Genomic DNA, 19,019 nt, shown 5'->3' on the forward strand with positions numbered 1-19,019 from the left:
CAAATGGGAAACCGGGCGATGAATGAGAAAAGCAAAAACATCATCGACCTGGACTCTTCTGAAATGGGCTGCCTTCAATAGAAGGCAGCCTTTTTTGTATCTGAATCGGAGACTTCGTCCCTGATATTCGGATTCAGATACAGAACCAATAGGGGTCAGGCCCTGTGAGACAAAATAAAGAAAGGAAAATATAATGTCTCGAGTAGCGCTTGTTACAGGTGGAACCAGAGGTATCGGTGCGGCTATTTCTTTAGCTCTGAAAAATGCTGGGTATAAGGTTGCCGCGAGTTATGCAGGCAATGATGAAGCTGCTAAGGCTTTTTCCGAGGCAAATAATATTGCCGTTTTCAAATGGGATGTCGGTGATTTTGATGCCTGTCGTGCCGGTATTGAAACTGTAGAGCAGCAGGTGGGCCCAATTGATGTTCTTGTGAACAATGCTGGCATAACCCGGGATGGGACCTTGCACAAAATGGCGTTGGATCAGTGGCGGGATGTCATCAGCACGAATCTTGATTCCCTGTTCAATATGACGCGCAATGTCATTGAGGGAATGCGGGAGCGGGGTTTTGGCCGGATCATCAGCATTTCCTCGATCAATGGACAAAAAGGGCAATTTGGCCAGGCCAACTATGCGGCAGCAAAAGCAGGCGTTATCGGCTTTACCAAGTCAATAGCACTTGAAAATGCCAGTAAGGGGATCACGGCGAATGTCGTGGCGCCGGGCTATATCGGAACCGAAATGGTGCGGGCCGTTCCTGCAGAGGTGCTCAACAGCAAGATTATTCCCCAGATTCCGGTTGGTCGCCTGGGCGAGCCAGAGGAGATAGCGGAATGCGTTCTCTTTCTTGCCTCTGATAAAGCCGGTTTCATGACAGGCTCAACCCTTACGGCCAATGGTGGCCAGTATATGGACTAGGTCAGGCGAGGCAGAGTTTTTACGCGAAGAAATTCTTGCCTGTTGTTTCTGGTCATGCATAGAACGTTCGCTGGCTCATCCCTCTAATGAGCAGCGAACGTTTTTTTTATTGTCCCCAGCTGATCGGCTGGTTAAGCCTTGGCTGATCCTGCTTGTTGATTATCTGTGGAGTGCCAAAGACCATGTTATCTTACCCGGAACTGATTATATTTGATTGTGATGGCGTTCTGGTTGATAGCGAGGTGCTTTCCTCTCGAGTGGTGTCCGAAACTCTTGGTCACTATGGAATTCGGATTACCCCGGATGAAACTGCAACCAGGTTTTCCGGCTATACAGATGAAGCTATTGGCCATTTTTTTGCAGCTGAGTCCTGCCCTGAAATTCCTGAAAATTTTGCTTCGATTGTCGAAGAGGCAACAATATCCTGTTTCCCAAACGAGCTGAAATCTCTTCCCTTTGTCAGAGAAACTCTTGCCAATCTGAATGTTCTTTTTTGTGTGGCGTCGAACAGCCGGACGAAACGGCTGGATCTGGCGCTGGCGGCAACCGGGCTTGATCGTTTTTTCGCAGCAGAATGCCGTTTCAGCTCCTCCCTTGTTAAAAACCCCAAGCCAGCCCCGGAGTTACATCTGCTGGCCTGTCAAAAAATGGGGGTGTTGCCAGAGCAGGCCCTTGTGATCGAAGATACCCCTACAGGGGTAACTGCAGCGGTTGCGGCTGGCATCCCGGTGTTGGGGTATATCGGAGCCTCACATATCGCGGATCCGGCGCACCAGAAAGAAACTTTGCTTGATGCAGGAGCTTACGCTGTATTTGAAGATATGCGGCAACTGCAAAGCATGTTGAAAGATTATACTGCCGGATAGCCTGTTCGCCTGTCTGTTTCGATGCATTTTTTGCGACAGATGTTACGCTGGCGACCATTCCGGCGGGGCCAGCTCAAATCCTTCAAAGCTGAAGGCCGGGGCGACGGTACAGCCAACCAGACACCAGCCTTCCTCAGCCTTGGCTGACTGCCAGTGTTGCTTTGGTATAACATACTGCGGGGTTTGTCCGGCAAGTATATCTGGACCAAGAATAACTTCTGAACCGCTTGTGCCGTCATGACTTTTCAGCTTAAGCGGGCTTCCGGCATACCAGTGCCACATTTCGACAGCGTCAATGCGGTGCCAGTGAGAGGACTGTCCCTTTTCCAGGAGGAAAAAAATGGCTGTCTGGTCACCGCGACTGCCATCTGCAGCGGTATGGCGATAGGTTTCCCGATACCATCCGCCCTCGGGATGCGGCTGGAGTTGAAGCTGCTTGATCAGGTCGCGGGCATGCTGGTTCATTGAGAAATCCTGAATTGGTGTAATGCCCGGGGATCAGATGAATGAGCCCCAGGCATGTTGTGCCGGGGGAGAGGCTAGAGGTTTTTGGGTGGCGAGGTTTTTACAAAGGATGGCCGAGTGGATACGGTTTCAAGCCATTGTGCCAGTCCCGGGTGCCCAGAGCGCCAGTTCTCATCACCATATCTGAAATCCAGATAAGCCAAGGCACAGGCAAGAGCAATCTCGCCCATCGCAAAGCTGGTGCCAAAGTTCCCGGAAGACAGAGCCTGCTCAAAAAAATCCAGGGCCTTGTCGATCTTCATGCGCTGCTGATCATGAAGACCTGACCACTGCAGTTTTTCAGGACGGAGTCTTCGTTCCATGGTGCGGAGAATACTTGCATCCATAATGCCATCAGCCAAGGCATGCGCATTCTGAGTGCGCCATCTTGTTTCACCGCTGCGAGGGATCAGGGAGGTGTTTTCGGAGAGGCTGTCCAGATATTCGCAGATCAAAGGAGAATTACAGAGGACACTGCCCTCCCTTGTTGTCAGGGCAGGAACCTTTCCCAAGGGATTGGTTTGCCAAATAGGTGAGTCTGCGGTGAAGGTCGGGGCGGGAACAGTTTCAATTTCCTGATCCAGCCCTTTTTCAATTGCAACCATCAGGACTTTGCGCACGTAGGGGGAGGTCGGGGAATAATAGAGTTGCATTGGAGGCTCCACAACTTAGGACGAGAGGTTTTAAATTAGAGTTGTTTCATGTTGAAACAAGAAAAGGATGGTTAAAAATTATCTTTCCGGTGACGCAGTTCTGTAAAGACCTCTTCGTCGGATGCCTGGCTCATCGCGAGTCTCTTTCTGATTTTAGGGTCTCCCGGCCGGAGAAAGGGATTGGTGGCAAATTCATCACCAAGGCGGCTTGGCACCGTCGGCTGGCTGTGTTGTCTCAGTCTTTCTATCTCTTCAACCCGTTGGATCAGATCTGAATTATCCGGGTCGACGTTCAAGGCAAAACGGGCGTTGGAGAGGGTGTATTCGTGGGCGCAATAGACAAGTGTTTCCGGAGGCAGGCTGAGGTACTGCTTCAGTGACTGCCACATCATTTCTCCTGTGCCTTCGAAAAGACGGCCACAACCGAGGGCAAAAAGACTGTCACCGGAAAAGAGCAGGGCTGAATTCCTGAACCAGAAGGCAATATGTCCGAGGGTGTGCCCGGGAACGGAAAAAATTTCGGCTGTTTCAGAACCGAACAGCAGTTGCTGGCCTCCATCGAGAGTTTGCTCAAGCAGGGAGATTTTTTGCTGCTCTTTGGCCGGGCCGATAACCGTTGCCCCGGTTGCGGCCTTGATCTCTGCAATGCCGCCGATGTGGTCGTGATGGTGATGGGTCAGCAGAATATGGGTGATTTTCCAGCCGCAAGAACCGGCTTGCTGCATTACTGGCTGGGCTTCTCCGGGATCAATGACCGCAACAGCGCCAGAAACCGGGTCTCGCAGGAGATAACAGTAATTATCACTGAGAATGGGGATTTGTCTGACCTCTAATGGCATGGGGGGCGGTTCCTGCTGTGTTGCGGTGGCTTTTCATTTGTTAATGCGATCTTAGCGCCCTATGTTTTAAAGATCGACTGCCGTTTTATTCTTTTCCGGGATATCGTTATCTCTTTACGGGCTCTTTACGGATCCAATTCCGGGTAAGATTCTGAAAATGGCAAACTTATCTTTTCAGAGAGCATCATGTGGACAGACGTAGTTGATCTACAGGATTTCTATGGTACGCGGCTGGGGGCGGTGGCGGCCCATGTCATCCGTGGAAATATCCGTGATCACTGGCGCGATGTACGTGGAAAAACAGTGCTTGGGCTTGGGTATACGACCCCGTATCTGACGCAGTTTGAAGACGAGGCCGATCGGGTTATGGCCTTCATGCCCGCGTCGCAGGGTGTATGCCACTGGCCGAAAGGCGGACCAGGGAAAACGTCACTGGTTGATGAGACGATGTTGCCATTACCAGACTATTCTGTCGATCGGGTCCTGCTGGTGCACGGTCTGGAAAGTAGCGAATACCTGAGGGATATGCTCCGGGAGATCTGGAGGGTCTTGACCAGTGACGGCCGCTTGCTGATCGTTACACCGAATCGTCGGGGGATCTGGGCGCGAATTGATAAAACGCCTTTTGGCTGGGGGCATCCCTTCAGCCGTTCACAGATCTCCCAGCTTCTTGATGATACGCTCTTTGTCCCGATGAGCACCAAGCGATCACTCTATGTTCCTCCGAGCCAACGAGCAACAATTCTCCAGGCTGCCCCTGCCTGGGAAAGAATCGGACGGCGATTTTTCCCTACCTTTGCCGGTGTTTTAACCGTTGAGGCAGGCAAGCAGCTCTATATTCCCAGCACACGCAAGCGGGCTGCGGGGATAAAGCGCCCCGGCTTGGCCAATGTGCCGAGTGTCTTCCAGAAAAACAGTCCTTTTCGCCAGGTTGTGAAAAAAGACAAACCTTGAAAAAGATGCGGCCAGTCTGAGCTTATTTCGCCGCGGAGCCGTTTTCTGACCGAGGCGAGCCTGCTTTCTTTTTGAGAAATTTCTGGGATTATCCGGTCAGTTTAGAAGCTTACTTCCGATGAAGAAAAAAGATTGCCTGCTGCGCTGTAAGGTTGGGGAACAGTAACTTTTTCTGGCGGCCACGTTCATCGAGGAACAGCGTTTTGGCTATGCGGATATTCATATCCTGACAGAGTGCAAAAAAATCATCGACGGTGCAGAAGTGAATATTCGGTGTTTCGTACCACTGGAAAGAAAGTGACTGTGTCACAGGCATCCTGCCAGCAAAAGCAAGGCTGGAACGCACACGCCAGTGCCCAAAATTGGGGAATGAAACGATGGCTTTCTGACCGATACGCAACAGCTCTTCCAGGACATGCCGGGGATTGTTGGTCGCCTGAATTGTCTGGCTTAGAATAGCGTAATCAAAAGCATCGTCCGGATAATACTGCAGATCGGTATCGGCGTTACCCTGAATAACCGAAAGGCCACGTGCCACGCAGAGGTTGACACCTTTTTGCGAGAGTTCTACCCCGCGCCCGGAAACAGCCCGGTTGTGGACAAGGAAGTCCAGCAACGCACCATCATCACAACCAATATCAAGCACCCGGCTATCGGGCTCAATCATGTCTGCTATAAGCCGGAGGTCGCTTCTTAAGCTGTTGTTTTTCGCCGTCATGATATTGCCCCCTTGCCATGTCCATTGAACCAGCGTTCGGCACAGCCCTTTACAAAACCGTCGATGGTTTCGTGAAACTCGGGCTCATCAAGCAGGAAAGCATCGTGGCCGGCATCGCTTTCCACTTCGACGAAGGAGACATCGGCCGCAACGGCGTTGAGGGCGTGAACGATATCCCTGTTGGCTTTGGTCGGGAACAACCAGTCGCTTGTGAATGAGACCACACAGAAACGCACCGGGGAGTCCTTGAAAGCATTCGCCAGGCGCCCCTTGTGCTCAGCTGCCAGGTCAAAGTAGTCCATGGCCCGGGTGATATAGAGATAGGAGTTGGCGTCGAAGCGTTCGACAAAGGTATAGCCCTGGTGGCGCAGATAACTTTCGACCTGAAAGTCTGCGTCAAAGCCATAGGTGAGATTGGAACGATCCTGAAGCCTGCGCCCGAATTTGCGATGAAGTGCAGGTTCAGAAAGGTAGGTGACATGGGCCGTCATCCGGGCAACAGACAAACCGGCTCTTGGAACTTTGTTTTTTTCCAGATAGGCCCCGTGACACCAGTCAGGATCGGCCATGATTGCCTGGCGACCGACCTCGTGGAAAGCAATGTTCTGTGCAGTGTGCCGCGGTGCTGTGGCAATGGGAATTGCAGCAAAAACCATTTCGGGATAACTGACTGCCCACTGCAGGACCTGCATGCCCCCCATAGAACCACCGATGACACAGAACAGCTTTTTTATGCCCATGTGGTCAATCAGGCGTTTTTGCGCACGCACCATATCCCCGATTGTAATGACCGGAAAATTGAGACCATAGGGATTGCCTGTTTCCGGATTGACCGAGACGGGGCCGGTTGAGCCCATGCACCCACCGATCACACTGCTGCAGATCACAAAATACTTTTCAGTATCAATCGCCTTGCCTGGTCCAACCATCAAAGACCACCAGCCGGGCTTTTCTGTGATGGGATGGGTCTCTGAAACGAACTGGTCACCCGTCAGGGCATGACAGATCAGGACGGCATTGGTTTTGTCCGCATTCAGTGTACCATAGGTCTGATAGGCGATCTCAATCGGCCCAAACGACAGGCCGCTGTCCAAAGGCATCGGGTCTTCAAACAAAACCCGTTGACCAGGGAGCTGGACTGTTTTGTCCTGAATGCGGATCTTATGGCAGTTGGTATCAGTCATCGCGACAGGGCTGTCTCACTCTGGTTTTACACACTCTGGAAAGTACGAAGAGCCGGGAAAAGCATTTACTTGTTCAGCAGGCTAGAGGCCTTCCCAGAGTTTGTCACTGTTTACTCAGTCTTGTCCGGTCATAAAACTGTTCAAAACGGCGTCTGTTGATCTTATGCAACGCTTTTATCGCCGGGGGTGCTGGCGTGCAAGAAAGAATGGTTTGGCAAAGGTTTTTAAAGAATCTTTCCTTTGCTTTTCAACCGGGCTGTGTCTATCTGTTTGACTCGGTTTTAGGAACAGGTATCAGGGAATTTTATCTGAGATGGAACAGCTTGCCGATCTTCGAGGTCAGATCGATGAAATTGACACGCAGATTCATGATCTGTTGATGAAACGCGCGGGTGTTATTCAGGTGATTTCTGCTCAAAACGAGCAGGCAAAGCTTGGTTTGCGCCCCGGCCGGGAGGCTCAGGTCCTGCGGCGTCTGGTGAGCCGCCATCAGGGGATATTGCCAAAAGCCGTTGTTGTTAGAATCTGGCGCGAGATTTTTGCCAGTAGTGCCCAGCTTGGCAGTGAAATGGCCGTTTCCGTTCACGCCCCGGAAAATGATACGAAATTCTATGATCTTGCCCGGGAACATTTTGGCATGATGACCCCTATCCGGGGGTGTCAGACCGTGATGTCTGTCCTGCGGGAAGTCACTGATGGACAGACGACAGTCGGGGTCTTGCCTCTGCCTTTCACGGGTGATGATAATCCCTGGTGGCTGGCTCTTGCCCAAGGCGAAGCCGCGACCAATACACGGATTATTGCCCGTTTGCCGTTTTACAATGCAAGTGGCACAGAATTGGCTGAAGCGGTTATCGTAGCTCAGGATACACAGGAACCAACTGGTGCTGACAGAAGCTATGTTGTTGCTGAATCAGGGGAGCCCCTTTCCCGCTCTACCTTGAAAAGCCTGCTTGATAAAGCAGGTCTTCCTTCTCTTAATATCCAGATCCATGCCCCTGATCCTGCGTATAGTTTGCAGTTGATCGAAGTGGATGATTATGTTGCGCCGGGTGATTCACGTCTGGCGCATCTGGGGGAACTTTCGGACCAGCGCATTACCCATGCCTGGACGATTGGTGGTTACGCTGTTCCCCTGACAGAGGCGTAACAACCGGCTGCAAGGCCGTTATTTTTCCGATAGATATGAAAGTTCAGAGAATGGCTCTTAAACCACAACCCGGAATTATGGATGTTTCCCCTTATGTTGGTGGAGAATCTAAAGTTGAAGGTGTCGACCGGATCTGCCGCTTGGCTTCCAATGAAAACCCGCTTGGGGCTTCGGATGCTGCGAAAACGGCTTATCGGGGAATCGTAGACAATCTTCATCGATATCCGGATGGTGGTTCATATCTGCTTCGAAATGGGATTGCAGAAGCCGAAGGTCTTGTTGCCGAGCAGATAGTTTGTGGGGCCGGTTCTGATGAACTTCTCGCCCTGCTGATAAGATCCTATGTCGGTATCGGCGACGAGATCGTCTATAACGAACATGGCTTTCTGATGTATCCGATTGGGGCAAAGACAGCTGGTGCCGTTCCGGTCAAAGCTGCAGAAAAGGACCTGCGGATTGATGTTGATGCCATGCTTGGCGCGGTCACTGACAAGACCAAAATCATGTTCCTGGCCAACCCGAATAATCCGACCGGCAGTTATATTACGGAAAAAGAGCTGCGTTATCTGCGTGAAAATCTCAACGAAGATGTTTTGCTGGTAATTGATGCTGCCTATTGTGAATACGTGGACAGTCCGGACTATATCAGTGGTGCTGAGATGGTTGAGGAATTCGGTAATGTGGTCATGACCCGGACTTTTTCCAAAATCCACGGTCTGGCATCCCTGCGTCTGGGCTGGGCTTACTGTCCTCCGGAAGTTGCTGATGTTCTCAACCGTGTCCGGGGGCCGTTTAATGTGAGTCTTGCAGCCCAGGCTGCTGGAGTTGCTGCGATCAAGGACAAAGCACACATTGAACGTTCGAGAGAACTAAATGCGCGGCTGCTGGGCTGGTTCTGTCAGCAAGTGACGGAATTGGGGCTGGAAACCCGCATGTCTGTTGCAAATTTTGTCCTGCTGGATTTCAAAGCAGCTGAGAAGGCTGCAGCTGCACTGGAGTTTCTCAAGCAGCGAGGAATCCTTGTGCGAGGTATGGGAGCCTACGGTTTGCCAGGCTTCTTGAGAATCAGTATTGGAACAGACGAAGAAATGAGGGCGGTGGTTGAAAATCTGACCGTATTTGTCAATGGATCATGAAAAGGGGAAACCCCTGTTTCAAAAGGTAGCCTTGATCGGGATCGGTCTGATTGGCTCTTCACTGGCCCGGGCGATCAAGAAGAAGGGGCTGGCATCTGAGGTTGTAACCTGCGCCCGTTCCGAGGCGACACGCAACACAGTTAAAAAGCTCGGTCTGGTCGATGCTGTTTATGATACCCCGGCAGAAGCGGTCAGGGATGCGGATCTGATCATTCTCTGTACGCCTGTAAGTACCTATGATGATCTGGCTGCTGCAATGGCACCATCTTTGAAAGCGGGCGCCATTGTCAGTGACGTAGGTTCTGTCAAAGAGTCTGTTATTCGGGATGTTGGGCAGCATTTGCCTGATGGGGTTCATTTTGTTCCCGGGCACCCGATTGCAGGGACCGAACATTCCGGACCAGAGGCAGGTTTTGCTGAATTGTTTGAAGGTCGCTGGTGTATTCTGACCCCGGTTGTCGGGACAGACGCACAGGCGATCGCGAAGGTTTCAGGTTTCTGGACTGCTCTGGGAAGCATGGTTGAAATCATGACTCCGCACCGGCACGACAAGGTTCTGGCGATTACATCGCATCTGCCACATCTCATTGCCTATACCATTGTTGGGACAGCAACAGATCTGGAAGAAACGGACCAGAATGATGTCATCAAGTTTTCTGCGGGTGGCTTCAGGGACTTCACCCGAATTGCCGCGTCTGATCCGATTATGTGGCGGGATGTTTTCCTCAACAACCGAGAAGCTGTGTTGGAGATGCTGCAGCGTTTTACGGAAGATCTGACCGTCCTGCAACGGGCGGTGCGCTGGGGGGAGGGAGATGTTCTTGAAGATCTCTTTCGCCGGACCCGGGAAGTCCGTCGGGGTATTGTTGATGCACATCAGGCCGGAACTTTTGATGCGCGTGAGCCGGATGAGGATCCGAAAAAACAATAGGCATATTTTTCAGGAAGCAGGCTCCCGGTTTGGGAGCCTGTTTGTTTTTGAGGTGATCCCTTTTATTGAACCAGTGGCGGCAAGGGAAGCAAGGCTATGGGACCAAGGGAAAGCCAGCCATCCTGAAGCAACAGCGGGACGTTGATTTCATGGCGGCCTCGACTATTGTTTTTGCCGAGAGCCGCGAGGGATAGCCTCATGCCAAAGCTTTGCCCTTTGTTCAGAAGACCGGATTTTTCCATTTGCTCGACCACCCCATCGGCCCCTTCAATCCGGCTGTCGAGTTTTCCCTCAGGACGCAGTCGAATGTCGAGTGCCAGCTTGCCACGGGCATCCACCAGCAAGGGACCCCAGCGAAGGCTGGCGTCATGCAGGGATAAAAAACCACCAGAATCCCGCCAGATATGAAGAGCCTTGTCGAGTTTGGCTTTTGGCAGATCCCCGTAGAGAGTGCCTTGCAGCTGGAGTTGGGATATCGGGCCTTTCAGAGGTGTTTTTTCCAGCTCGGGGTGGCTGACGTCCTGTGCATTCAGGGTGATATCGAATTCCTGTAAAGTTGCTCCTCCGGAAGCCGGGCGCAGGGGACCCAGCGTGCTGTCCAGGCTTGCAATTTCCAGAGAATGATGCCCTTCACGCAGAATAAAGAGATCATCGGCCTGCAGGCGGGCATGGAGAAGTTCCCCTTTCAAGGTGATTCTGGCTGTCGCTGTGGCCCGGTTGCTTTGTATGCGGATAGCAGGTTCCTGATAAGGCAGGCCGTTGATCAGATGTTCCTGAGAAAGATCGAGTGTCATCGAAAGCGGGGACCAGGGAGCTGCTTCAGCAACCAGTCTTTCTGTCTGCCAGGACCAACCTTCAGGAGAGCGGATTTTGGGTGTTGCCAGGCTTGCTTTCACAACAAAGGGGAAGCCCGAAAGAGCAAGAGTCCCGTGGGTGATTTCAAACCCCCGCGCCTGTTGCTTTTCAACCCAGTGTGACAGACCGGTTTCCATCTGTTTTGCTGCCCAGAACCAATAGGCAACCGCGAGAAGCAAAATGAAACCACACAGGATGATCCCTGCAAAAAACATACGTTTTGCCAAGCTGCCCGGTGGTGGTGGCAGTGGGGATGATGTTTCTGGAGGGATAACTGACATGGGGCCTGTCTCGCGAGTAACTGAAGGGCGTTTTGAATAGCTATTTCTGGCGATCCCTTTATGTTCGGGAGGCCAGTCGATAAACTTGATCGTTCATACGCATAGACGATTCGGAGTAGTGGAGCAATGTCGACCCCTGAACTAAGGGCCTTTTATGATGAACACCTGCCCGTTGAACCAGGCCGGGAGTTCTGGGTCTTTGGATATGGTTCCCTGATGTGGAATCCCGGCTTTCCTCATGTGGAGGTTCAGCCTGCGATACTACAGGGATACCATCGACATTTTTGTATTTATTCCTATTTTTACAGAGGAACACCGGAATGTCCCGGGCTGGTGCTGGGGCTGGATCAGGGGGAGTCCTGTATCGGCATGGCGTATCGTGTTCCGGCAGCCGAGCGGGATGTGGTTCTCGATTACCTGTTTGAACGGGAAATGATTTCTGGCGTTTATCATCCCCGCTGGGTCGAGGTCGAGTTGAAGTCCGGAGAGACAATCCCGGCGGCTACGTTTGTTGCTGATGTGAAACATGAACAATATGCCGGCAAACTGAGCAAGCAGGAGCTGATTGCACACGTTCTGCAGGGAGTAGGCAGCAGCGGTCGTTGTTACGAGTATCTTGAAAATACTGTAGGGCATCTGAAGGCACTCGAGATTAACGATCCAGGTCTTGAAGAGCTGTTGTCACAGGTTCAGGATGCCATGAAGACGCTTCCCTGAAGCCCTGGTCGCCTATTGCTGCAGTAAACTGTTAAAATATGCAATCAGGGCATCTACGTCGGTCAAAAACCAAAACAAGCCAATCACGATTACGCCGCCCAGCGGCAATGTATACCAGGGATGGTTGATGGGGACATGTTCCCCACAGGCATAGCAGATGTCATCATCCCGTCCGATCTCGGTGGAACACTTGGGGCATTTTCTTGGTTCAGCCATTTTCTTTTACCTCTGCCTGACGGGCCTCGTCCATAAGACGATTACTGGCTTCTTCGATGGTGTCCTGCATTCTTTTCATAAAAACCTTCCGGTCGAGACCGGGGGGAATTGGTGGCAGATATTCCATGATAATCTTGCCTGGTTTCTTGACAAAAGCATCGCGCCCCCAGAATAACCCGGAATTCAGTGCGACGGGACTGACTGTCACGCCAAGTCCAGTATAGAGTGCTGCAATACCGGTCTGGTATTTGGGCTCCTGATCGGGAGCCGCCCGGGTCCCTTCGGGAAAAATGATGATGGGACGTTTATCAGACAAAGGCTGTTGCGATTCCTTGATCATCTGGCGGAGAGCTTTTGTCCCTGCCTTGCGGTCAATTGCGACGACTCCCCCTTTCCAGAGGTACCAGCCGAACATCGGGATACGTAGAAGCTCTTTCTTCAGAATAAAGCAGGGATTGGTATTGAAGGCCATCAGAGCAATGGTTTCCCAGGCTGACTGATGTTTACTCACAATAAGAAAACCTTGGTCTTTTGGTCGATTTTCGACCCCCCGTATTTCGTAGGTCGTGCCACAGATTGTCTTGAGCAGCCAGAAGACCACGACAGCCCAGTAACGCCCGGCGACGAGCATAAAGCGTTGCGGAAAAATCATCAGAAGAAGGCAAGGGGTGAAATAGATTAGACACCAGATCAGATAGCAGACGTTGAACGTCAGGGAGCGAAAGAAAATCATTGGTTTATCCGATCAGTTTATCTCGCAGGTCTTCACCCCAGTTGCGGATCTGGGCCAAAAGAAATTTATTATATTCAGAAAGAATCAAGGTCATGCTGCCGGGCCACATCCACCAGTCCTTGTGTCTTACATTCGAGGGAAACACCGGGTAAGGCTGGATGGTTGCCTGGGGCATGGCATGACGGAATTCGAGTAAACTGCGGGGCATATGATAAGAAGCTGTGACGAGGCGCAGGGATTTGTACCCCTGTTCGTCCAGCCAGCTTTTGGTCTCAAGCGCATTGCCCCGGGTATCATCAGCTTCATAGCCCAGCGTCACACAACATTCCAGATTGTTCGGGGCCTGTTGGGAAAGGGAAAGAAGCTCCCGGACCTCAACCCCCTGATAGACACCCGAGATAAAGAGCTTTTTTGCCTGACCGTTGGCAAGAAGTTCGAGACCGGTGTTGATTCTGTCGCTGCCACCAGTGAGCACGACGATCGCATCCACTGGGGCGACGTGGCTGCTTGTCTCTTCCGGCAAGGTCGCGGCAAACCAGAAAAAGCCCCCGATCCAGAAGAGAAGGCTTGAAACAATTATAAATGAGCTTAATCGCAGGCTAATAAAGCTGCCTTTTGCTGATCTACGAAACACGAAGAAAATCTTTCCTGTTTTTCACATCACTGATCCCTGCCTTATCACGGCATTAAGGCGAGACTGCGGAGCACAGTCAGACGGGCGGTGATCATGGCGACAAGGGATGCCCCGACCGGGATCAGCAGAAGGAGACCCCATTCTGTTGCGGTGAGGGTGAAGCTTGGAAGCAGAGCGCTGTTCGCCTGTCCGAGAAGAGTACTGAAGGCTGCAATGGTCAAGCCGGCAAGCAGAAGGCCTGCAAAGCCACCTGCCATGCTCAGCTTCAGGGCATGAAGTTGAAAGCGGTTGGCGATGTAGGCATCCTGGGCCCCCATCAAATGAAAAAGCTCAACGACCTGACGATGAATGGCGAGCCCCATCCGGGTGACCAGGATGACCATCAGGGCTGCAGCCCCGCCGACAAGAAGCACGACCAGCAGGGAAACTGTACCGATAATTTTGGCGAGTCCCAACAGATTTCCAAGCCAGCGCTGGTGATCATCAATACTGGCCGTCGGCAGGTTTTGAGCCGTCAAAGCGTTGATCGCGTCAAGTGTCCGGGCTGAAGATTGTGAAAGCTCGATAGAAATGAGAAGAGGGATCGGGAGATCGTGGAGCACGACATCTTTTCCCAACCAGGGTTCAAGTAATTTGTTCAACTCGCCATCGGTGAGCATTTCCGCTTTTTTGACATCCGGAATTTTTTTAAATTCCTGCAAGAGCAATACAGTCTTTTTTTCGATGGCCAGACGCTCTGCGGGGGACTGCCCCGCAGGAACCTGGATTGTAAGGCTGTTGGACAAGCCCTGATCCCAGCGATTGGCCAGTTTGTTCATGGTTAGGGCAACAATAAGAGACATGGTCGCCAGATAAACCATGACGGCGATCAGCCAGGGTAAAAAACGGCTGGAGGCATCCTTGTCCAGGGGCACGTCGTTACGAGAGCCAAACATTCAGGCAGCTCCGCTCTCGGTGTTCTGCTCTATGACTGGCGCCGAGCGAATCAGACGGACTTCTCCATTGATGATCTTGAAGACAGGATGGTTGAACCGGTTAACAAGTGCCTCATTATGTGAAGCAACAACAATGGTTGTGCCACGTTTGTTGAGTTCTTCAAAAAGAAACAGAAGCCGCTCGGCAATCTTGTCGTCGAGATTCCCGGTCGGCTCATCAGCCAGAAGCAGACTGGGGCGGCCAATAACGGCCCTGGCAATCGCTACGCGTTGCTGTTGACCACCAGAAAGAGTTGGTGGTTTCGAATCAAGATTATCTGCAAGCCCGACCCAGGAAAGCAGTTCGCTAACATTACGGCGTACCTTTTCCAGCGGCATCCCGGTGATGGTCAGGGGAAGAGCGACATTTTCCAGGGCAGTGAGATGATCGAGCAGGCGGAAATCCTGGAATATGATGCCAATTCTCCGGCGCAGCATGCTGGTTTCTTTGCGATCAAGCTGTGAGACATCGCGCCCGAAAAGGCTGAGCCTTCCTGTGGTGGGGCGGTGAGCGAGATACATAAGGCGCAATAAAGAGGATTTCCCCGCACCGCTGGGGCCGACCATGAAATGAAACGAGCCGGGCTCCAGTGTCAGGTTGACCTGATGAAGTACATCCGGACCGTTTCCGTAGCGCAAATGGACATCCTGAAAACGAACCAAAGGTTTGAAATCCATGGCAGTGAAAGAGGATCAAACAATGGCATATTTTAGTTGGGAGCGTAAAGGCTTGTGCTGCTAATATTCTCAGAGTCCCGGGGTGGAGGACAAAACTGGATGTGCTTGTCTTGCCTTCGCTTTTCCCGCACCCTATAAATTAAAGTGGTAATGATATCGTTACTCCCGAATATGCTTCTTCGCTGGTGGTGGGCCCAATGATTCTCTCTTGTCCTGAATGTAGCAGCAAGTTTCGACTTGATTCTGCAGCACTGGGTACTGACGGACGTAAAGTCCGGTGCAGCAGTTGCCGTCATGTCTGGTTGCAGCTGCCGGAGGAGGAAACAACCGAGGTCGATGTTTCTGGTACTGCAGTCGAAAGCAATCAGAGCAGTGCTGACAGGACTTCTTTTGACCAAGAGACGGATAACCTCTCTGATGGTGCCTTGAACGGCCCGCCCCCACTCGACGATGATTTTGTTGAGCCAGGGAAAAAAATCAAAAGCAAGCGTCCGAGAGGCTTTGCTCCGGATCGTCAGGAAAAGCAAGGACGCGGAGGCCTGTGGGGCTGGTTGTTGCTCCTGCTGGTTCTGAGTGGACTGGGATACGGTTTCTGGTTTGAAAGAATCTTGATCGTCTCTACTGTTCCCGAAGCCATGAAAGTATATGATCTGCTCCATCTTGAAGTGGAATTTCCAGCAGGAAAAGGCCTGGAAATTGAAAACCAGAAGAACGAGCGGGCGACGAACGATGGCAAGAAAGTTATCGTCGTTTCAGGAGACGTAAAGAACGTCACAGATGAGGTTATTATTGTTCCCAAGCTGATCGGCGCTTTGCTCGATCAGGATGGGAGGGCTGTGTCCCGGAAAACACTCAAACTCGACGTGTCTTTTCTGGCCCCGGATGAGACGACCAGTTTTTCCATAGAACTGGTGAACTCTTCCAAGGCTGTACTGTCGGATGTGCGGTTTATTTCTGATGAAGAAGCCTTGCAAATCCCTGATTTTGAACCAGTGGAAGAGTAAGCCGCGGGCTGGCGCCTGTGGCCGCGTACGCCATAACTTCCTGCTTCCCATCGTGACGCCTTGTTGGTAACATAATATTAACCAAACTTTTTGTTGTGGCAGTGGATACGATGGCGAAAATCTTGATAGCCGAAGATGACAAAGCTGTTCGTAGCTTCGTTGCCCGTGCGCTGATGCACAAGCAGCATGAAGTGAAAACCGTAAGTGACGGTATGCAGGCGCTGGAAGCCCTGCAAGAAGAAACCTTCGACCTTCTGATTACAGACATCGTCATGCCAGGGCTGGACGGAATAGGTCTGGCGCTCAAGGTTGCCAAAGATGCGCCAGACATGCCTGTGCTTTTGATGACCGGATATTCTGCGGAAAAACAACGGGCCCATAATCTTGAAGAGCTGGTTTTTCAGGTTGTGACCAAACCTTTCAGCCTCAAGCAGATCTGTGCTGCTGCTGAAGCGGCGCTTGAGGGGCGTGCTTTACAGCTGGAGCAGTAGAGAGAACAAAAGACTAGAAGCGCTCCAGCAATCTTTGAATATAGGTCTTTTCTTCCTGGCTTCTGTTCCGGTCATTACGCCTTTCCCGCAATTCCTGTAAAATTCCCCTGCTTTCGAGGAAATCGGCTTCTTTGGGCAGAGGAACGCCCTGTTTTGTCATGGTGCGTCCGTTTTCACCAAGATTACGCCCAAAGGGATCGCGACCTTTGCCACTTTGTCCTCTGACCCATCCGCTACCGCTTTCAGGTGCCTGACTGAGCATTTGCAGGAATTTTTCAGCAGCCTGCTCTGCCCCGTTTTGCAATTTTCTCAAGCTTCGGGTTTGTGCCTGAACCGCCTGCTCTGTTTCATTCCCATCTCCATCCTGACCTTGGAGCGCATCGCGGGCGATCCCCATCGATTGCTCGGCCTGTTCAAGATCTTCAGGGATCTGTCCAAGCATGTCCTGTAACTGTTGCATCAGTTGCTCCAGCTCCTGACGGAGCTGTTCCTGGCTCTTGGCATCTCTCGCCTGGCGTTCCCCTTCATTCCCTCCTTCGCCTTGCCCCTTGTCACCTGGGCGGCTGTCCCCGGGAATGTTTCGTGAAGACGTCTGCTCGCCGGGTTCTTTCTTCTGCCCGCCTTGTTGATTTTGATCCAGCTCCTGCTGTCGTTTATAACTGTTTTCCAGCAGTTCTTCCTGGCGTTTGATCAGGTCCTGTAGCTCCTCAAAGGCCCGACGGCCTGCCTCGCTCATCGGGTTCTGCTGTTGTTGACCTTGCTGGAAGGCCATATTCTCAAGCATGTTCTGCAGATCTGAAAGCAACTTCTGGGCTTCGTCGAGCTGTCCGTTTTCTGCCAGCATCCTTGCCTGATCAATCATTTCTTGCAGGTCTTTTTGATCAACCGTCATCTGATCATCGGGGATCGGAGAAGGAGGCTGGTTTTTTTCATTTTTGAGGAATTCTTCGAGCATGCTGGTCAGTAATGAATCGACAGCCTGCTGTAGTTGATCCATTAGCTGGGCGATTTCCTCCATACTGGCATCTGCAGCCAGAGCTTCGCGGAGTTGCTCTTGTATCTGCCTTAAATCTCTTTGGGCTGTGCTTAGCCGCCCGTTTTCGAGATGGAGCGCTGTTCTCCACAACAAGTTCTGACTTTCGGTCACACTGTCCTCGTGCGGCCTGTGCAACAGATTTTTTCCAGCGACGGATAGTGCCAGGGAAACCAGACTGTCGTAATCGTAATTTTGTGGTTGTTTGACCAAAGCGTCGAGGGAGAGCATTACCTTGACGCTATTCCGGCGCTGGACGAGGTCTTTGCGCAGGCTGACAAGAGTCCTGGCCAGAGGATGGGTGAAGGTTCTTTCGGGTAATCTTATCTTTACCTGGTCCTCCAGCCCGATCTGTCCGATTTTGTCCTTCACACTTAATTGCAACCAGACCTCTTCGCCGGCCCAGATATGGTCCGTCAGATCCAGGAAGTGTAAACTCTGATATTGCTGTTCGTTACTGGCAGGCAGAGGCAGAGTGTACTTCTCTGCAGCGTCGGGGTCGTTTTGCCAGAAGGTGATCCCGAGTTCTGTCGTGCCGTAATCATCGCGGGTTTCAAAAACCAGCCTCAAGAGTCCCTGGGTGTTTCCAAGAGGTTTCTCGAGCAGGATGACACTGGGCGGCAGATCTTCCTTGAGGTCAAATTCTGTTTCAACCAGACTTTGAAAGCCTGACGAGACTGAAAAGGTTCCGCTCTTTGTCAGTTGAAATGAACTCTGAAAAGAGGTTTCCCCTGTCCGTTCGAAAGAAAGGTCATCGTTCGCCAATGTCAGACCAGGGGGGCTCTCTGGTCCATGAACCTGAATAATAGCCCGACTGTTTTCCGGGAGGCTCAGTTGTGGAGGAATGAGGAAATCCTGATCAAAAAACAGGGGAGCTGCCCCGGTATAATCAGGAGGGGTAAGCCAGATACTATATCGGGTGCCCGTGCCGGGGGATGCGACCAACAGGCCGCTAATATTCAGGTTTTTGTTCAGGCGTTCCGGCCAGAGCTCCATAGAAAAGAGGGCAATAAATAATCCGACGGCAAGGAGACTGCGTAATCCGTAAGGATCTTTGCTGACCATCAGAGGGGTAATTCTGGGGATTTGCAAAGCTTTCAGGTCGCGGGCAAGTCGTGTTCTGTTTTCTTGCCAGAGCTGAAGGCCGCTTGTTGTGACCTGAACCGGGCGGTCTCCCAGGCTGCTGAGGGGACGGTGGCGAAGAGAGTTGTGTCTTTCGAGCCGTCGATAGATCGTGTGGCGGTCGGGTAATTTGAGTTTTAAACAAAACCAGACAACTGTTCCCAGAAGCAGCAGAGCAGAACCTGTGAGAAAAACCAGGTGAAACCATACAGGAAAGCTACTGCCCAGTCCGAGAAGCATCCAGAGGACAATTGCTGAAAAGCTGATGCAGAAGGGCCAGGAAGCTGCCCAGAGAGCATCAATCGAGAGCACCAGTCGTGTCAGAAGCACAGCTTTCCGCAAATCGCGGGGCAGATCGGGTTCTGGTCTGTCGCCTCTGGTTATTGGGACTGTCGAGGGCGGGCTGTCTTTCTGCATCAGTACAAAT

Annotated in this window: 21 protein-coding genes; 9 read left to right on the forward strand and 12 right to left on the reverse strand. The window is 51.8% G+C overall.

Features of this window, described 5'->3' with window-relative positions; all coding sequences use genetic code 11:
- Positions 1-193: 193 nt before the first annotated feature.
- Both phbB and O4H49_RS12605 read left to right on the forward strand, forming a co-directional pair.
- A complete protein-coding gene (phbB, locus tag O4H49_RS12600; protein WP_269423791.1) occupies positions 194-919 on the forward strand; it encodes an acetoacetyl-CoA reductase in 726 nt (241 codons plus the stop codon).
- 182 nt (positions 920-1,101) lie between these two features.
- A complete protein-coding gene (locus O4H49_RS12605; RefSeq protein WP_269423792.1) occupies positions 1,102-1,785 on the forward strand; it encodes an HAD family hydrolase in 684 nt (227 codons plus the stop codon).
- Between the two features lie 42 nt (positions 1,786-1,827).
- On the opposite strand, the gene O4H49_RS12610 is transcribed toward O4H49_RS12605, so the two are convergent.
- The 3 genes from O4H49_RS12610 to gloB all read right to left on the reverse strand — a co-directional run bounded on the left by O4H49_RS12610 (position 1,828) and on the right by gloB (position 3,781).
- Positions 1,828-2,250, reverse strand: a complete 423-nt coding sequence (locus tag O4H49_RS12610) for a cupin domain-containing protein (RefSeq protein ID WP_269423793.1) — start codon at positions 2,248-2,250, stop codon at positions 1,828-1,830.
- A gap of 74 nt (positions 2,251-2,324) precedes the next feature.
- Positions 2,325-2,942, reverse strand: coding sequence for a glutathione S-transferase N-terminal domain-containing protein (locus tag O4H49_RS12615; protein WP_269423794.1), 618 nt, complete (start codon positions 2,940-2,942; stop codon positions 2,325-2,327).
- A gap of 71 nt (positions 2,943-3,013) precedes the next feature.
- A complete protein-coding gene (gene gloB / locus O4H49_RS12620) occupies positions 3,014-3,781 on the reverse strand; it encodes a hydroxyacylglutathione hydrolase (RefSeq protein ID WP_269423795.1) in 768 nt (255 codons plus the stop codon).
- Positions 3,782-3,967: 186 nt separating this feature from the next.
- Here gloB and O4H49_RS12625 point away from each other — a divergent pair, with 186 nt between their 5' ends.
- Entirely contained in the window at positions 3,968-4,735 is a 768-nt protein-coding gene (locus O4H49_RS12625; protein WP_269423796.1) for a class I SAM-dependent methyltransferase, read from the forward strand.
- Positions 4,736-4,844: 109 nt separating this feature from the next.
- On the opposite strand, the gene metW is transcribed toward O4H49_RS12625, so the two are convergent.
- Positions 4,845-5,453 (reverse strand): methionine biosynthesis protein MetW, encoded by a 609-nt coding sequence (metW, locus tag O4H49_RS12630; protein WP_269423797.1) that lies wholly within the window; start codon positions 5,451-5,453, stop codon positions 4,845-4,847.
- Complete coding sequence (metX, locus tag O4H49_RS12635; RefSeq protein ID WP_269423798.1) at positions 5,450-6,637, reverse strand: homoserine O-acetyltransferase MetX; 1,188 nt, start codon at positions 6,635-6,637, stop codon at positions 5,450-5,452. The genes metW and metX overlap by 4 nt, the downstream gene beginning before the upstream one ends.
- Positions 6,638-6,950: 313 nt before the next feature.
- Between metX and O4H49_RS12640 the strand changes: the two genes are divergently transcribed.
- The 3 genes from O4H49_RS12640 to O4H49_RS12650 are packed head-to-tail and all read left to right on the forward strand — an operon-like array spanning position 6,951 to position 9,854.
- Entirely contained in the window at positions 6,951-7,787 is an 837-nt protein-coding gene (locus tag O4H49_RS12640; RefSeq protein ID WP_269423799.1) for a chorismate mutase, read from the forward strand.
- A gap of 50 nt (positions 7,788-7,837) precedes the next feature.
- Positions 7,838-8,923 (forward strand): histidinol-phosphate transaminase, encoded by a 1,086-nt coding sequence (hisC, locus tag O4H49_RS12645; RefSeq protein ID WP_269423800.1) that lies wholly within the window; start codon positions 7,838-7,840, stop codon positions 8,921-8,923.
- The gene (locus O4H49_RS12650) at positions 8,913-9,854 is read left to right on the forward strand and encodes a prephenate/arogenate dehydrogenase family protein (RefSeq protein WP_269423801.1); all 942 of its coding nucleotides are present in this window, start codon (positions 8,913-8,915) and stop codon (positions 9,852-9,854) included. The genes hisC and O4H49_RS12650 overlap by 11 nt, the downstream gene beginning before the upstream one ends.
- A 62-nt stretch (positions 9,855-9,916) precedes the next feature.
- On the opposite strand, the gene O4H49_RS12655 is transcribed toward O4H49_RS12650, so the two are convergent.
- Positions 9,917-10,990, reverse strand: a complete 1,074-nt coding sequence (locus O4H49_RS12655; protein WP_269423802.1) for a DUF2125 domain-containing protein — start codon at positions 10,988-10,990, stop codon at positions 9,917-9,919.
- A gap of 126 nt (positions 10,991-11,116) precedes the next feature.
- Here O4H49_RS12655 and O4H49_RS12660 point away from each other — a divergent pair, with 126 nt between their 5' ends.
- The gene (locus O4H49_RS12660; RefSeq protein WP_269423803.1) at positions 11,117-11,707 is read left to right on the forward strand and encodes a gamma-glutamylcyclotransferase; all 591 of its coding nucleotides are present in this window, start codon (positions 11,117-11,119) and stop codon (positions 11,705-11,707) included.
- A gap of 12 nt (positions 11,708-11,719) precedes the next feature.
- On the opposite strand, the gene O4H49_RS12665 is transcribed toward O4H49_RS12660, so the two are convergent.
- The 5 genes from O4H49_RS12665 to ftsE are packed head-to-tail and all read right to left on the reverse strand — an operon-like array spanning position 11,720 to position 14,942.
- Positions 11,720-11,923, reverse strand: coding sequence for a hypothetical protein (locus O4H49_RS12665; protein ID WP_269423804.1), 204 nt, complete (start codon positions 11,921-11,923; stop codon positions 11,720-11,722).
- Positions 11,916-12,656, reverse strand: a complete 741-nt coding sequence (locus O4H49_RS12670; protein ID WP_269423805.1) for a lysophospholipid acyltransferase family protein — start codon at positions 12,654-12,656, stop codon at positions 11,916-11,918. The genes O4H49_RS12665 and O4H49_RS12670 overlap by 8 nt, the downstream gene beginning before the upstream one ends.
- A 4-nt stretch (positions 12,657-12,660) precedes the next feature.
- Complete coding sequence (locus O4H49_RS12675) at positions 12,661-13,290, reverse strand: YdcF family protein (protein WP_269423806.1); 630 nt, start codon at positions 13,288-13,290, stop codon at positions 12,661-12,663.
- Positions 13,291-13,334: 44 nt separating this feature from the next.
- Positions 13,335-14,225: a cell division protein FtsX gene (locus tag O4H49_RS12680; protein WP_269423807.1), complete on the reverse strand. Its 891-nt coding sequence runs from the start codon at positions 14,223-14,225 to the stop codon at positions 13,335-13,337.
- On the reverse strand, positions 14,226-14,942 hold the full coding sequence (ftsE, locus tag O4H49_RS12685; protein WP_269423808.1) for a cell division ATP-binding protein FtsE: 717 nt from the start codon (positions 14,940-14,942) through the stop codon (positions 14,226-14,228).
- Between the two features lie 197 nt (positions 14,943-15,139).
- Between ftsE and O4H49_RS12690 the strand changes: the two genes are divergently transcribed.
- Entirely contained in the window at positions 15,140-15,946 is an 807-nt protein-coding gene (locus O4H49_RS12690; RefSeq protein WP_269423809.1) for a DUF3426 domain-containing protein, read from the forward strand.
- A 110-nt stretch (positions 15,947-16,056) separates the two neighbouring features.
- Entirely contained in the window at positions 16,057-16,437 is a 381-nt protein-coding gene (locus O4H49_RS12695) for a response regulator (protein ID WP_269423811.1), read from the forward strand.
- A gap of 13 nt (positions 16,438-16,450) precedes the next feature.
- Here the strand turns inward: O4H49_RS12695 and O4H49_RS12700 are convergent, their stop codons facing one another.
- Positions 16,451-19,009, reverse strand: coding sequence for a DUF4175 domain-containing protein (locus O4H49_RS12700; RefSeq protein WP_269423812.1), 2,559 nt, complete (start codon positions 19,007-19,009; stop codon positions 16,451-16,453).
- Positions 19,010-19,019 lie beyond the last annotated feature (10 nt).

This window comes from Kiloniella laminariae (assembly GCF_027214005.1).
Taxonomy (GTDB): domain Bacteria; phylum Pseudomonadota; class Alphaproteobacteria; order Kiloniellales; family Kiloniellaceae; genus Kiloniella; species Kiloniella laminariae_A.